This is a genomic window from Rhodococcus koreensis (assembly GCF_017068375.1).
In the GTDB taxonomy this organism is placed as follows: domain Bacteria; phylum Actinomycetota; class Actinomycetes; order Mycobacteriales; family Mycobacteriaceae; genus Rhodococcus_F; species Rhodococcus_F koreensis.
Genome location: NZ_CP070609.1, coordinates 2,583,160 through 2,596,692 on the forward strand (window position 1 = coordinate 2,583,160; position 13,533 = coordinate 2,596,692).

The window sequence follows — 13,533 nt, forward strand, 5'->3', positions numbered from 1 at the left end:
TCAGAGTTTCGCCCGCAGTTCCCGCTTGAGCAGCTTTCCGCTCTGGTTGCGGGGCAACTCGTCCACGAACACCACCTGCTTGGGCACCTTGAACGGCGCGATGCGCTCCTTGACGTGGGCGATCAACCCGTCCCGCGTGATGTCGGACGCGTCCTCCCGCAGCACCACGACCGCGGTGATCGCCTCGATCCACTTGTCGTCCGGCGTCCCGATGACGGCGACCTCGGCCACGTCCGGGTGCGTGTAGATGGCGTCCTCGACCTCGCGCGACGCCACCAGGATGCCGCCGGTGTTGATGACGTCCTTGATGCGGTCGACGACGGTGATGTACCCCTCGGCGTCTCGCGTCACCAGATCACCCGAGTGGAACCAGCCGTCGCGGAACGCCTCCGCGGTGGCGTCGGGGTTGTCCCAGTACCCCAGGCACAGCTGGGGCGAACGGTAGAGCACCTCGCCCGGCGTGCCGTCGGGAACGTCGTTGCCGTCCGGATCCACCACCCGGGTCTCGACGAAGAACACGGCCTTGCCGCACGACGACGGCCTCTCCTCGTGCTCGGCGGGCTGCAGCACGGTGGCGAGCGGCCCGATCTCGGATTGTCCGAAGCAGTTGTAGAAGCCGAGGTCGGGGTAGCGTTCGCGCAGCCGCTTCAGCACCGTCACCGGCATGATCGACGCACCGTACTGCGCCTTCTTCAGCGACGACAGGTCGCGGGTCTCGAGATCGGGATGTCCGGCGAGCGGCACCCACACGGTCGGGGCCAGGAACAGCGAGCCGATGTGATCGGCCTCGATGCGCCGCAGGATCTCCGGAATGTCGGGGGTCTGCATCAGATTCACCGAGGCGCCCACCGACAGGTACGGCATCATGAACACGTGCATGCCCGCCGAGTGGTACAGCGGCATGCAGATCAGCGGATTGTCACGCTCGTCCAGCGCGAGGGCGATCACGGAGGACACGTACTCGTGCACGAGTCCGCCGTGAGTCATCATGGCGCCCTTCGGCTTCGACGTCGTCCCCGACGTGTACAGCAGTTGCGCCAGGTCGGTGGACGCGACCGGCACGGCCACGGCGGGCACGTCGCCGGAGCCGCTGTGGGCGAGCAGGGAATCCTCGGCGTCACGCAACGGCACCACGTGACGCAGGTCCAGCCCGTCCCGGATCGAGTCGAGGGTGCCCCGCAGCGCCGGATCGACCAGCACCGCGGTGCTCCCGGACTGCGACACCAGGTAGGTCAGCTCTTCGCCCTTGAGCGCATAGTTGACGGGGACGTGCACGAGACCCGCACGCGCGCAGGCCAGGAACCCGATCGTGTACGCGTCCGAGTTGGTGCCGTACGCGGCGACGCGCTCACCGGCCGACAGTCCCAGCGACTGCAGGTAGGCGGCGGCGCGGCTGACCGCGTCGTCGAGTTCCCGGTACGTCCACGTGCGGTCCTCGAACGTCAGCGCCCTGCGGTCGGGGAACTTGGCGGCCGAGCGCCGCAGCACTCCGTCGACGGTATCGGTGCGCGCATCCAGACTCATGCACGAAGGTTATAGGACGTCCAACTACCTTGCCAGAGGTTTCGGGCTACCTCCCAGCCGACACCAGCATCGGCGAATGCATGTCGTAGTACGTCACGTCGTCGGTCAGCCGGCCCTCCTCCTCGAACAACGACCTCAGGTCGTCCGGTATCTCCAACTTCTCGTGGGAACGGGCCTCCGCTTCGGACGTGAAGTACACCGCCTCGACGTACCCGCCGTCGCCGTAGGTGCACAGCGTTCCACCGAGGATCTCCGGTCGCAGCTCGTGCACCCGGTCGGCGGACTCGTCCAGCAACTCCCGCATCCGGTGCGCGTCCGTCGTGTGGCCCTCCATGACCTGCACGAACGTCGCGTCGTCCGAACCGCCACCCATCCACTCGGCCACCTCGGGGCAGTCCATGAAGGACACCGGTCCGTCGAAGCACCGCTCGGTCTCCGCCCACCAGGCGCCCTGCTCGGGGCGCTCACTGTTGAGCCGGGCAGCCTCTGCCGATTCGAATCGCGCCAGCGCGATGAACGTTCCGTCGTCGCACAATCCCTGGGTGCATCCGAGGAAGCCCGTCGCCCCCGGACGCACGTCCTCGGTCCAGCGGTCCATGCATCGGACGAGGCCGGCCTCGTCCGACACCTTTCCTTGAATGATTTGGATGAACATCGATGTCACCTCCCGCGGGACAGTCGCCCCGCAGTGAGAACATTCTCGGTGGCCGGCCTGTCGCGGTCCACCGTCGGCGGGCGCCGACGGCCCGCGGCCGCAGCCACTGCACCCCTGATCTTTCGCCGGTTCGCTACACCACGCAATGCAGGCAGGGCCTGTCGCGGAGGGCTATTTGCCCTGCCACTGCGGGGTGCGCTTCTCGACGAACGCCTGCATGCCCTCCTGGGCGTCGCAGGTGACGGCGTTGGTCGCCATCGTCTCGGCCATCGCCTGGTACGCCTCGCCCTGGGGAAGGTCGATCTGGCGGTAGAACGCCTGCTTGCCGATCTTCACGGTGAGCGGGCTGGCCTTCGTGATCTTCGCGGCGAGCGCCCGGGTCTGCGCGTCGAGGTCCTCCGGTGCGACCACCAGGTTCACCAGGCCCCAGTCCGCCGCGGTCTCGGCATCGATCGTTTCGCCGGTGAGCAGCATCTGCAGGGCGCGCTTGCGTCCGATCGCGCGGCTGAGCGCCACCATCGGGGTGGAGCAGAACAGGCCGATCTTCACTCCGGGTGTCCCGAACACGGCGTTCGACGACGCCACCACGAGGTCGCACGACGCGGCGAGCTGACAGCCCGCCGCGACCGCCGCACCCTGCACGGACGCGATGACCGGCTGCGGAATCTCCTGCACGGCCTGCATCATCTCGACGCAGGTGTCGAAGATGGCCTGCTCGTCCTCGAGGGTGCGGCCGATCATCTCCTTCAGGTCGTGACCCGCGGAGAACACCGGTCCTGCAGCCCTGATGACGACGACGCGGGTGGTGTCGTCGTCGCCCAGCTTCCGAAGCGCTGCGGTGACGTCCCGCATGGCTTCGGACGACAGCGGATTGCGCTGTTCGGGGCGGTTCAGGGTGAGGAACGCGACGCCGGTGTCCGGCAAGGCAGTGGTCTCGACGAAGTTCTCGGTCATGACTACTGCCTACCACCCGTGAGTACTTCTTAACCGCCCGCGGTTAAGAAGTACTCACGGGTGGAGCAATGCGGGCCCGCACCTCACCGAAGCCGATGCGGGTGCCGTTGGGGCCCGGTGCGGTGGCGGAGATGGCGATCTCGTCGCCGTCCTCGAGGAACGTGCGCTTCTCGTCCCCCACGACGACCGGATCCTGACCACCCCACGTCAGTTCGATGAACGCTCCGCGCTGGTCCTTCTCGGGTCCGGAGATGGTGCCCGATGCGAACAGGTCGCCCGTGCTGGCGGCGGCGCCGTTGACGGTGGTGTGCGCGAGCATCTGCGCCGGCGACCAGTACATCTGTGCGTACGGCGGCCGCGACACGACGTGCCCGTTCCACTCGACGGCCAGGTCGATGTCCAGACCCCACTTCTCCTCGCCGCGCAGGTACGGCAGCGGCTGCGGATCCTGCGTCGGGGTGTCGATGCGGGCCGCCTCGAGGGCCGCCAGCGGCACCACCCACGGGGAGATGGACGTCGCGAAACTCTTCCCGAGGAACGGGCCGAGCGGAACGTACTCCCAGGCCTGGATGTCGCGGGCGGACCAGTCGTTCACGACGACCGCGCCGAACACGTGGTCCGCGAATCGATCCGGCGTGATGGTCTCCCCCAGCTTCGTCGGGACGCCGACGAGGAAGCCCATCTCGGCCTCGATGTCGAGGCGGCGGGACGGCCCGAAGTCGGGCGCGTCCTGATTCGGGGCCTTGCGCTGCCCGCACGGCCGGACCACATCGGTGCCCGACACGATGACGGTGCTCGACCGCCCGTGGTATCCGACCGGCAGGTGCTTCCAGTTGGGCATCAGCGGCTCGGAGTCAGGGCGGAACAGTCGTCCGAGGTTGGTGGCGTGATTCTCGGACGCGTAGAAGTCGACGTAGTCCGCGATGGCCACCGGCAGGTGCATCGTCACGTCCTCAACCGCGAACACCGCGGTGTCGGCGACGTCGCCCTGGACGAGTTCGGTGACCTGCCGGCGAACCTCGCTCCAGCGGGCCGGGCCCTGCGCCATGAACGCGTTGAGGGTGGGCTGCGCGAAGACGTCGTCACCCAGGGTGACGGCGAGATCCACCACGGAATCTCCCACCCGCACACCGACCCGGGGGGCCGAGTCCGCGGTCGAGAACATACCGTACGGCAGGTTCTCCAACCCGAACAGCGAATCGGCGGGAATGTCGAGGACGGTCATGCGTGGGCTCCTTCATCGGCGGAAGCGTGCTCATCGGAGAGGGCGGACGACGGCACGAGGTGCAGTGCGACGAGATCCTCGAGGGGCTCGAGGATGCTGCACGTGCCGAAGGATCGGAAGGCGGTGCGGACGGCGCCGACGACGTCGGCGGGGAGGTCGCTCAGTTCGCGGGCGATCCGGGTGCCGTCACGTTCGGCGAGGGTCGCGGCCACCCGGTCGGTGTCGGCGCCGTCGAGTGCGTGCCGGGTGGCGAGAAGCACGTTGAGGAAACCGTGCTGCTCGAAACCGGTGCGCGGATCGGTGTTGCGGACGGCGTGGTGCAGTCCGGCCGTGGCCTTGAACGGGACACCTGTCGTGACGGCGGCGCGCACAGCGGACGCGAGTTCGCTCTCGTCCGGGTAGGCCTCGGCGACAACGCCTCCCGTGCGGAATTTCGCCGCGAACGGGCCTCCGACGAGTGCGGCGAGGAAGTCGGCCCGGCGCTCGCCGCGCGGAACCTCGACGAACACCTCACAGCCGGAGGTCAGGTCTGCCGCGGCGTCCAATGCGGCGAAGAACTCCGCGGCCGTCTGTTCGGCGGGCGGCGCGATCTCGAGCGCGACGGCGGTGGCACCGTCGATCTGCGCGAGGCGGTCGAGTGCGGGTTCGAGAGTGGCCGGGCCACCGGGCAGTGTCAGGCTCAACTCGATCGCGCCGGCTGTCAGTTCGTCCAGCCGGGCGACGGGGAACACGAAGGGGCCGACGAGATCCCCGTACGGCGCCGACAGATGCCTGGTGTGCGCGGGCAGAGCGTCGGGTAGCGGCGCGTTTCCGGGCGGAAACAGGGCGGCGTCGTCGCAGAGACCGGAGAAGAGAGCGGGGATCACTGCTTCGGCCCCCGTCCTGCCCAGGTCCACGCGTAGCCCGAGTCCTCGCAGGCCAGTGCGCCCTCGCCGAGTTCGAGCGGACGGAACGTGTCGACCATGACGGCGAGTTCGTCGAAGAACTCGGCCCCGATGCTGCGTTCGTACGCGCCCGGCTGCGGTCCGTGCGCGTGGCCGCCGGGGTGGATCGAGATGGACCCCTGCCCGATGCCGGAACCCTTGCGCGCCTCGTAGTCGCCGCCGACGTAGAACATGATCTCGTCGGAGTCGACGTTCGAGTGGTAGTACGGCACCGGAATCGACAGCGGGTGGTAGTCGACCTTGCGGGGCACGAAGTTGCAGATGACGAAGTTGTTGCCCTCGAACGCCTGATGCGCCGGCGGCGGCTGGTGCACGCGCCCGGTGATCGGTTCGTAGTCGGAAATGTTGAACGTGTACGGGTACAGGCACCCGTCCCAGCCCACGACGTCGAAGGGATGCTGCGGGTACACCATTCGCGTGCCGACGATCCCGTGCGACGTCCGGTGCTTGACGAGCACCTCGACGTCGGTGCCCTCGGCCTGCAGCGTGTCGGACGGTCCGTGCAGATCGCGCTCGCAGTAGGGCGCGTTCTCGAGCAGCTGACCGAACCGCGACAGGTACCGCTTCGGCGGGACGATGTGGCTGTTGGCCTCCATTGCGTAGGCGCGCAACGGTTCCGGGCCCTGCGGGATCCAGCGGTGCGTGGTCGACATCGGAATCAGGACGTAGTCGCCCTGCTTCGCCTCGAGCGCACCGAACACGGTTTCGACGGTGGCGGCCCCGGATTCGACGTACACCATCTCGTCGCCGATCGCGTTGCGGTACAGCGGCGATTCCTTGGCGGCGACCACGTAGGAGATGCGGACGTCGGCGTTGCCGAGGATCAGCCGGCGTCCGGTGACCACGTCCGTGTCGGCCCAGACCGTCTCCGGGAAGAGGTCGTGCAACTTCAGGTGGCGCGGCTTGAGCGGGTGATTGGGGGTGGTGCTCTGGTCGGGCAGGTCCCACACGGTGGCGTCGACGATCGCCGACGGGATGTGGCGGTGGTAGAGCAGCGAGGAGTCGGAGGAGAAGCCCTCTTCTCCCATCAACTCCTCGAAGTAGAGCTGACCGTTGTCGTCACGGTGCTGCGTGTGCCGCTTGGGCGGAATGTTGCCCACGTGCCGATAGAACGCCATGACCGGCCTCCCTAGAAGTGCGTGTCCGTAGTAGTAAACACATTAACTAAATTGGGGGCGTGATGGCAAGCACAGATTTTCCGGGAGGCGCAGCAGGGTCAGTTGCGGCCGCGGACGTCGAACTGACTGCGGTTGGTGATCAGCTTGTCGAGCAGCATGACGAGAATGCGCTGCTCCGGCTCGGTGAGGACGCTCGCCCACGCATGCTCGCGCTCGTTCTGCTCACGGTAGATCTCGCCGATCTCGCTGCGCCCCTTCTCCGTGAGCGACAACTGGACCGACCGGCCGTCCCGCTCGTCCGGGGACCGCTCCATCAGACCCCCACTGACCAGCGTTTTCGTCAGATTCGACACGGCGGCTCGACTCATGCCGGTGAGCTTGGCGGCGGTCTTCGACTCGACCGGCCCGGCCAGCCACGTCACGAACATCAACCGGAACGCCGACCACGACAGCCCGCGCGGTCGGTGGATCGACGACTCCAGGTCGTACGTCACCACGTTCGACGCGCGGTTCAACGTCAGGAGCACCTGGGTGGCGAGTTCGTGCGTCGAACCGTATTCGGTGCTCAGACGCCTGTTCGCCAGTTCGATGAACGACCAGAAGTCGAGGCTCTCGGGCACCTCGACAGGCACCGGCGCTACGTCATCGGTCATGGGGGAACCCTATCGCGAGCCGGTGGCAGGCCCAGCGCCCGCCACCTCCGCTTTTAGTATATCTATGAACTAGTTGCGCTGACGCACCCGTGAGTACTTATTAACCGCCCGGGGGCTGTTGCAAATTCCGGGTCGGGGTGTCCGCGTGTCACCATGGTCTGACCTGGGGTTTCCTGGATAATGTGTTGGTGGCCAAGGGATATCGACCGGTGAATCGTGATCAGCAGTTCCTGTTGCCGCCGGACATGCGGGAGTGGGTGCCGCCCACGCATCCGGTGTGGACGGTGATCGAGATCGTCGACTCCCATCTCGACACCTCGGCGTTCCACGCTTCTCGTCGCACCGGGGGCGCCGGCCGGGCCGGGTACGACCCGGACATGCTGGTGACCCTGCTGATCTGGGCGTGGTCGCGGGGGATGCGGTCCTCCCGGCAGATCGAGCGGGCCTGCACCGAGGTGGTGTCCTACCGGGTGATCTGCGCCGGCGACACCCCCGACCACGTGACGATCTCCCGGTTCCGCAAGGACAACCACACCGCCTGTCAGGACCTGTTCACGCAGGTCCTGATCCTGGCGGCGTCGCTGGGGTTGGGGCGGCTCGAAACGATCGCGTTGGACGGGGTGAAGATCGCCTCGAACGCCTCGAAGGACGCCAACCGCACCGAGGCCGGGCTCCGCAAGGCCGCCGCCGCCGAGGCCGCGCGGATCGCCGCGGCCGCCGCGGCGGCGCACGCGGCCACCGATGACGCCGAGGACGACCTCTACGGCGAGGACGATCCGGGCCCGGGCCAGGTGCCGGCGGAGTTGGCCGATCCGGGCACCCGGTCGGCGCGGATCGCGGAGGCGTTGGCGCAGCTCGACGCGGACAAGCAGGCCGAGCAGTCCGAGCGGGACGGGAAGTCGCGGCACTACCTGGCCCGGCTCGACGCCGGCCAGACGGTGATGGGCCGGGTCCCGGTCGGGGCCGAGGTCGCCGCCGCACGCCGGCGGCTGGACGCGGCGGTCACCGCCCAGCAGGCGGTGCTCGACCGATTCGAGGAGCGCACCGCGTCCGGGGCCCGGGGCGGGTTCGTCCCGAAACCGGTCGACGAGCACCACCTGGTCCGGCGGCGGCGCACCGAACTCGACACCGCCCTGCGCAAGCAGGCCGCACGCGATGCCACCGCCGGGCAGCGTCGCCGCAACACCACCGACCCCGACTCGCGGCTGCAGCCGCTACGCGGCGGCGGCTGGCTGCAGGGCTACAACTGCCAGGCCTTCACCAGCGTGGACGGGGTGATCCTGGCCACCGGGGTCGGGACCGGCCCCGCCGACTACGACTACTTCCCCGAGATGGTCGACAAGGCCGGTAAGGCCGCGCAGCTGATCGACACCACCCGCCGCCACACCAACCCGAACCCCGCCCCCGCCCCGGCTCCGGCTCCGGCTCCGGCCCCGGCTCCGGCTCCGGCTCCGGAGGAGTTGATCGGGGTGATGCTCTTCGACGCCGGCTACTGCTCCCGCGAGAATCTGACCGCCCCGGGCCCGGACCGGTTGATCGCCACCGGCAAAGCCCGTGACCTCGAAACCGCGGCGGCCGAGAACCCGGTCACCGGATCCCCACCACCACACGCCGATCCGATCGCAGCGATGACCCACCGACTGCGCACCGAGGCCGGCATCGCCACCTACCGCCAACGCTCACCCATCGCCGAAACCGTGTTCGGGCACGCCAAACACAACCTCGGATTCCGCCGGTTCACCAGCCGCGGCCTCGACCGGGCCCGCAGCGAATGGGCCTTCCACGCCGCGGTCCACAACATCGGCAAGATCCTCACCCACCTGACCGCAGGAAACACCCTCCCGGCCACCACCTGACCAGGCGGGGCCACCCCCGCCCGCACCGGCACCCGCCCAACGCGCCGAACACAGCCACACCACCGTCACTCAATTCCGCAACATCCCCCCCGACGTTAATAAGTACTCACGGGTGCGTCAGCGCTCATAACCCTTCCGCATGTCGTCGACGATGCGCGGGCGGTCGAGGGTCGAGGGCTCGAGTTCGCGGCGGGGACGGTCGCGCGGAAAGATCGCGGACGCGGCGAGGGTCGGTTCGTCGAGGAAGCGGAGTTCGGGGACGTCGCGGGGCAGGCGCAGCGCTGGCGGTTCGGGGCCGCGCCGGGCGAGGACGTACCCCCAGTCCCCGAAGCTCGGCACCAGCACGTGGTACGGCGTGACGGCCAGGCCCGCCGACGCGACGGTCGACGTGGTGCGCCAGAACGCGTCGGGCGTCGAGTAGGGACTGCCCGACTGCACGGCCATCAGTCCGCCGGGGTTCAGGGCCGCGGCGGCGAGACCGTAGAACTCGGTGGAGTACAGGCGGCCGAGCGCCGGGGTGTCGGGGTCGGGGAGGTCCACGATGACGGCGTCGAATCCCGAGTCGGGTGCGTCCCGCAGCCACCGGAACGCGTCGTCCAGGACCACGTGCACGCGCGGATCCCGCAGAGCACCCTGGTTCAGCCCGGACAGTCGCGTGTTCGCGAGTTCGATGACCGCCGGGTCGAGTTCCACCTGCACGATCTCCTCGACCCCCGGCAGTCGCAGGACCTCTCGGGCTGCGAGGCCGTCGCCACCGCCGAGGATCAGTACCCGTTTGGGGTCGTCCGCCATCGCGGGGTACACGAGCGATTCGGTGTACCGGTGTTCGTCGACGCTGGAGAACTGGAGGTCGCCGTCGAGGAAGAGCCGCACGTCTCCGCCGCGTTCGGTGACGACGATCTCCTGGTACTGCGACCTTTCCGCGGCGACGACGGGATCGGTGTAGAGGCGTTGCCGGGACGTGGTCTCGATGCCGTCGGCGCGCACCAGCAGCACGGCGATGCACGCGGCGGCAACGAGCAGCGCCACGACGGCGAGGAGCCGGGTGCGCAGGCTCAGCTGCCAGCGCAGCAGGATCAGCGCCACGACCGCGGCGGCGACGAGATTGATGATGCCGGTGATCGCGGCGCCGCGGATCATCCCGGCGACGGGCAGCAGGACGAACGGCCACAGCAGGCCGCCGACCAGGGCGCCCGCATAGTCGGCGGCGTTCAGGTTTGCCAGCACCTTTCCGGTGCTCTCGGCGCCGGTGTCGCTGCGGCCCGACTGCAGCAGCGTCATCAGCAACGGCACCTCGGCGCCCACGAGCACACCGATCAGCGCGGTGGCGAGCACCAGAATGATTGCGCTGGAACCGAAGAACGTGAACGTCACGTACAGGGTCACCGCGCTGAACCCGCCGACGAGTCCGAGAACGATCTCGACGACCACGAACGACGCGGCCGCGGTGGACAGCAGCGGTTTGGCGGCGAGGGCACCGACCCCGAGTGCGGCCACGAAACCCGCGACGATCAGCGACGTCTGGGTGATCCCGCCGCCGGTCAGGCTGACCGACAGCGTCAGCAGGGCCAGTTCGTAGATCAACCCGCACGCGGCGCACGCGGCCACAGCGGCGAGCAGGAACGCCCTGGACCGTCCACTGAGAGCGCGGGTGGTGGAGGAATTCGGCTCTGCCGCTGTGGTCGTCACGAGATCAGGTGAGTGCGGCGGCGTTCACGAGGCCGATGGCGAAGAGGCTCGCACCGACCGCCCAGGCGGCACCGCACATCTGCGGGTTCCCGACCAGTCCGACCAACTGGCCGGGCAGCAGCACATTCATCAGTCGCAGCGCGATGACCTGCAGCAGTACCCCGAAGAGGCCGTAGACCGCGGAGTCGGCGAGTCCCTGTGCGAATCCGTCGGAACTGGTGAGGATCGCGGTGACCACGACGACGGCGAGGGCAAGGTGGTTCGACGCCAGGAGGATTGCCGCGTTGGGGTTCTTGTCGACGTACACCTGGTGCCGGAGATTGCCGGGGGTGGCGAGGTCGAGGACGGCGAAGCCGACGCCGAGGACGGCGATGCCGATGACGAAGTACGCCAGGGTGCCGAGCATGCCGACGGCGAGCAGTCCGACGTCGACGCTGCCGATTTCCGTTGCTGCCGCCGTGTAGGTGGTATTCACGCGCTTCTCCCGAGTCGAGTGGTCTCTGTCATTTCGCGCTGCCGGATCCGCCGCTGCCGCCGGCGCCGCCCGCCGGTGAGCCGGGGTTGAAACCGGGCCCCAGATAGGCGAACCCGCCGCTTCGGTAGCGTCCGTCGATGTCTTCGACGCGCACGAGGCTGCCGCCGCCCGGCGCGGCGCTGACCGTGACGATGTCGTCGTCGTAGCGCAGGTATTCGCTGCCGCCGTCCGCCTTCCGAGCCGCCGGGGGCTCCTCCGCGACGATCGACGAGACGGTGGTACCCACCGGGTCTTTCGACGTGTACGTCTTCGCGTCGCCCGCGGTGTTCTGCAGGGCGTACGTGTCGGCGATGTAGTCGCGCACCCCGCCGCCGCACGCGGTCGCGGCCAGCACCAGGAGCAGCATCGGGGCGAGCCGCACGCGTGTCCCGAACCTGCTCACGGCAGCCACCTGCTTCGCGTTTTCACGATCACCCCACCCTTGTCTACCGGATACAGATGCCAGGTCTGCCAGGCCCATCCGCCGGAATGCTCACGCGTCGCCGTGAGCGCGGTCAGCGCGGTGTGATCTCCGGGAAACGCCCCGCAGATCCACCCCTCCACCTCGGTGGCCTGCCGCCGCAGCCAGTCGGCGGTCTGCTCGAGGCGGGCGCGGTCGACGATGTCGGTGGTCGAGTCGAATCGGTACCCGCCCGCGCTGTCGGACACCGGGAGCGGTCTGCCGCCTGCCCGGATCGCGTCGCACGACACCTGCTCGGTGATCCGGCTGCCCGCCGCGGACGCCGTCACCGCGTGCGACGCCCCGAGCACGCCGAGGGTCACCCGCTCGTCACCGTAGGTGATGGTGAGTTCGGCCAGCGGAAGCGGCGTTTCGGCGTTCACGACGAGACCGAGCGCCTCGGCCGTCACATCCCGGGATTCGATGTCGAGGACGTGCAGTGTCACTGCGGCGGACCGGAATGGATCACGGTGAGCTCACCCCGGGTGACGGCGCGGCCCGTGGAGACCTCCCACGACTGCGTCCGCGCCCAGCGCTCGAAGGACAGCAGGCCGGTCTTGTCAGCGGTCGCGTAGTCGGCGTAGTCGACGATGCCCTGGGGTGCGGTCCCGGTGGTGCCTTCCGCCGTGAACGAGGCGGTGCCGCGCTCGATCTGCCGGTGCACGACGTCGTCGAGGATCACGTCACCGCCCGGTTCGAGGCCCGTGCCCTCGCGGCGCATCCACAGCGTCATGTCGAGGTTGCCCTCGTCGTTCTCGACGGTGAGCCATCGCTGGCCGGTCGACCCGTCGAGGAGGTGTTCGTGCCAGATGTATCCCTCTTCGTCGAGGGTGATGGTCCCGCGCACGACGTGATCGATTCCGGCGTACGTGATGATGTCGCCGACTCCGATCTTGTACGGGTCGTAGACCTCCGGGTAGTCGGCGAGCGGATCGACCCTGGCAGCAGGCGCCGTGTTCTTTCCGGACCGATTCCGCAGGATCAGCACGATGCCCACGATCACGACAACGATCAGCAGCAGTAACAGCAGCTTGGTCAACGATCTCTCCTGGTCGGCGGATCCGGCGCGGGAGGCCAGTGCCCGGCCCCCACCGGTCAGTCACCTTACTGTGCGCCGGACACCCGCACACCTGGCGATTGCAGAAGCCAGGTTGCAAAGGCTAACCTAACCGAATGCGCGAGTGGTGGGGCGGAGCGCTGTCGTTCACCGAGATTCGCGCGGCATACGCCCAGAAATCGACAGAACCGACAGTGAGGAACCATATGGCCATCCCACCCATTTCGACCTACACGATCCCGGAGATCCACGAGGTCCCCGAATCGAAGGTGACCTGGCGCCTCGACCCCCGGCGCTCCGCACTGCTGGTCCACGACATGCAGAACTACTTCATCGACGCGTACGACGTACGTGCCGAGCCCATGTCGACCGCGATGGCCAACATGGTCCGGATCCGCGAACTCTGCTCGGAAGCCGGGATTCCCGTGATCTACACGATGCAGCCCGGTGACCAGCACCCGTCGCGTCGCGGAATCCTCGCCGACTTCTGGGGCCCGGGATTGACGTCGGGTCGTGACACCGAGGTGGTCGAGCCGCTCGCCCCCCGCGACGGTGACATCCAGGTGACCAAATGGCGGTATTCGGCCTTCCAGCGCACCGACCTCCGGCAGCTGCTCGGCCATCACGGCCGCGACCAGCTGATCGTGACGGGCGTCTACGCGCACATGGGCTGCATGCTGAGTGCCGCCGAGGCGTTCATGGCGGACGTCCAGCCGTTCCTGGTGTCCGACGCGACTGCGGATTTCAGCCGTGACGAGCACCTCATGGCGCTCACGTATGCCGCGAAGCGCTGCGGTTCGGTGACCACCACGGATGCGCTGGTAACCGCACTCTCCCCGCTCGAAGTCGGCTGAGGCTCGGCAGTCGGATCACCACAGCTTATG

Annotated in this window: 14 protein-coding genes; 2 read left to right on the forward strand and 12 right to left on the reverse strand. The window is 68.4% G+C overall.

Annotated elements, in window-relative coordinates; translation table 11 throughout:
* From JWS14_RS12015 to JWS14_RS12045, 7 genes are all read right to left on the reverse strand, one after another.
* Complete coding sequence (locus tag JWS14_RS12015) at positions 1–1,524, reverse strand: acyl-CoA synthetase (protein ID WP_206013254.1); 1,524 nt, start codon at positions 1,522–1,524, stop codon at positions 1–3.
* Positions 1,525–1,570: 46 nt separating this feature from the next.
* A complete protein-coding gene (locus JWS14_RS12020; RefSeq protein WP_072947808.1) occupies positions 1,571–2,179 on the reverse strand; it encodes a hypothetical protein in 609 nt (202 codons plus the stop codon).
* Positions 2,180–2,350: 171 nt separating this feature from the next.
* On the reverse strand, positions 2,351–3,133 hold the full coding sequence (locus JWS14_RS12025) for an enoyl-CoA hydratase (protein WP_095862411.1): 783 nt from the start codon (positions 3,131–3,133) through the stop codon (positions 2,351–2,353).
* A gap of 43 nt (positions 3,134–3,176) precedes the next feature.
* Complete coding sequence (gene fahA / locus JWS14_RS12030; RefSeq protein WP_206013256.1) at positions 3,177–4,358, reverse strand: fumarylacetoacetase; 1,182 nt, start codon at positions 4,356–4,358, stop codon at positions 3,177–3,179.
* The gene (locus JWS14_RS12035) at positions 4,355–5,224 is read right to left on the reverse strand and encodes a hypothetical protein (RefSeq protein ID WP_206015987.1); all 870 of its coding nucleotides are present in this window, start codon (positions 5,222–5,224) and stop codon (positions 4,355–4,357) included. The genes fahA and JWS14_RS12035 overlap by 4 nt, the downstream gene beginning before the upstream one ends.
* Positions 5,221–6,420 (reverse strand): homogentisate 1,2-dioxygenase, encoded by a 1,200-nt coding sequence (locus tag JWS14_RS12040; protein WP_206013258.1) that lies wholly within the window; start codon positions 6,418–6,420, stop codon positions 5,221–5,223. Before JWS14_RS12040 ends, JWS14_RS12035 begins: the two co-directional genes overlap by 4 nt.
* A 98-nt stretch (positions 6,421–6,518) precedes the next feature.
* The gene (locus JWS14_RS12045; protein ID WP_072947791.1) at positions 6,519–7,073 is read right to left on the reverse strand and encodes a MarR family winged helix-turn-helix transcriptional regulator; all 555 of its coding nucleotides are present in this window, start codon (positions 7,071–7,073) and stop codon (positions 6,519–6,521) included.
* A gap of 182 nt (positions 7,074–7,255) precedes the next feature.
* Here JWS14_RS12045 and JWS14_RS12050 point away from each other — a divergent pair, with 182 nt between their 5' ends.
* The gene (locus tag JWS14_RS12050; RefSeq protein WP_420855112.1) at positions 7,256–8,929 is read left to right on the forward strand and encodes a transposase; all 1,674 of its coding nucleotides are present in this window, start codon (positions 7,256–7,258) and stop codon (positions 8,927–8,929) included.
* 117 nt (positions 8,930–9,046) lie between these two features.
* Here the strand turns inward: JWS14_RS12050 and JWS14_RS12055 are convergent, their stop codons facing one another.
* The 5 genes from JWS14_RS12055 to JWS14_RS12075 are packed head-to-tail and all read right to left on the reverse strand — an operon-like array spanning position 9,047 to position 12,631.
* On the reverse strand, positions 9,047–10,618 hold the full coding sequence (locus JWS14_RS12055; protein WP_206013262.1) for a polyamine aminopropyltransferase: 1,572 nt from the start codon (positions 10,616–10,618) through the stop codon (positions 9,047–9,049).
* A gap of 4 nt (positions 10,619–10,622) precedes the next feature.
* The gene (locus JWS14_RS12060) at positions 10,623–11,093 is read right to left on the reverse strand and encodes a DUF350 domain-containing protein (protein WP_072947786.1); all 471 of its coding nucleotides are present in this window, start codon (positions 11,091–11,093) and stop codon (positions 10,623–10,625) included.
* Between the two features lie 28 nt (positions 11,094–11,121).
* Positions 11,122–11,544 (reverse strand): DUF4247 domain-containing protein, encoded by a 423-nt coding sequence (locus JWS14_RS12065; protein WP_206013264.1) that lies wholly within the window; start codon positions 11,542–11,544, stop codon positions 11,122–11,124.
* Positions 11,532–12,038 (reverse strand): DUF2617 family protein, encoded by a 507-nt coding sequence (locus JWS14_RS12070; RefSeq protein WP_072947780.1) that lies wholly within the window; start codon positions 12,036–12,038, stop codon positions 11,532–11,534. Before JWS14_RS12070 ends, JWS14_RS12065 begins: the two co-directional genes overlap by 13 nt.
* A complete protein-coding gene (locus tag JWS14_RS12075) occupies positions 12,035–12,631 on the reverse strand; it encodes a DUF4178 domain-containing protein (RefSeq protein ID WP_072947777.1) in 597 nt (198 codons plus the stop codon). The genes JWS14_RS12070 and JWS14_RS12075 overlap by 4 nt, the downstream gene beginning before the upstream one ends.
* A 224-nt stretch (positions 12,632–12,855) precedes the next feature.
* Here JWS14_RS12075 and JWS14_RS12080 point away from each other — a divergent pair, with 224 nt between their 5' ends.
* On the forward strand, positions 12,856–13,503 hold the full coding sequence (locus tag JWS14_RS12080) for an isochorismatase family protein (RefSeq protein ID WP_206013265.1): 648 nt from the start codon (positions 12,856–12,858) through the stop codon (positions 13,501–13,503).
* Positions 13,504–13,533 lie beyond the last annotated feature (30 nt).

Excerpts from the sequence above, each read along its gene's own strand:
- JWS14_RS12080 (WP_206013265.1), top strand. The coding sequence starts at position 12,856 with ATGGCCATCCCACCCATTTCGACCTACACGATCCCGGAGATCCACGAG.
- fahA (WP_206013256.1), bottom strand. The coding sequence starts at position 4,358 with ATGACCGTCCTCGACATTCCCGCCGATTCGCTGTTCGGGTTGGAGAAC.
- JWS14_RS12045 (WP_072947791.1), bottom strand. The coding sequence starts at position 7,073 with ATGACCGATGACGTAGCGCCGGTGCCTGTCGAGGTGCCCGAGAGCCTC.
- JWS14_RS12020 (WP_072947808.1), bottom strand. The coding sequence starts at position 2,179 with ATGTTCATCCAAATCATTCAAGGAAAGGTGTCGGACGAGGCCGGCCTC.
- JWS14_RS12025 (WP_095862411.1), bottom strand. The coding sequence starts at position 3,133 with ATGACCGAGAACTTCGTCGAGACCACTGCCTTGCCGGACACCGGCGTC.
- JWS14_RS12015 (WP_206013254.1), bottom strand. The coding sequence starts at position 1,524 with ATGAGTCTGGATGCGCGCACCGATACCGTCGACGGAGTGCTGCGGCGC.
- JWS14_RS12040 (WP_206013258.1), bottom strand. The coding sequence starts at position 6,420 with ATGGCGTTCTATCGGCACGTGGGCAACATTCCGCCCAAGCGGCACACG.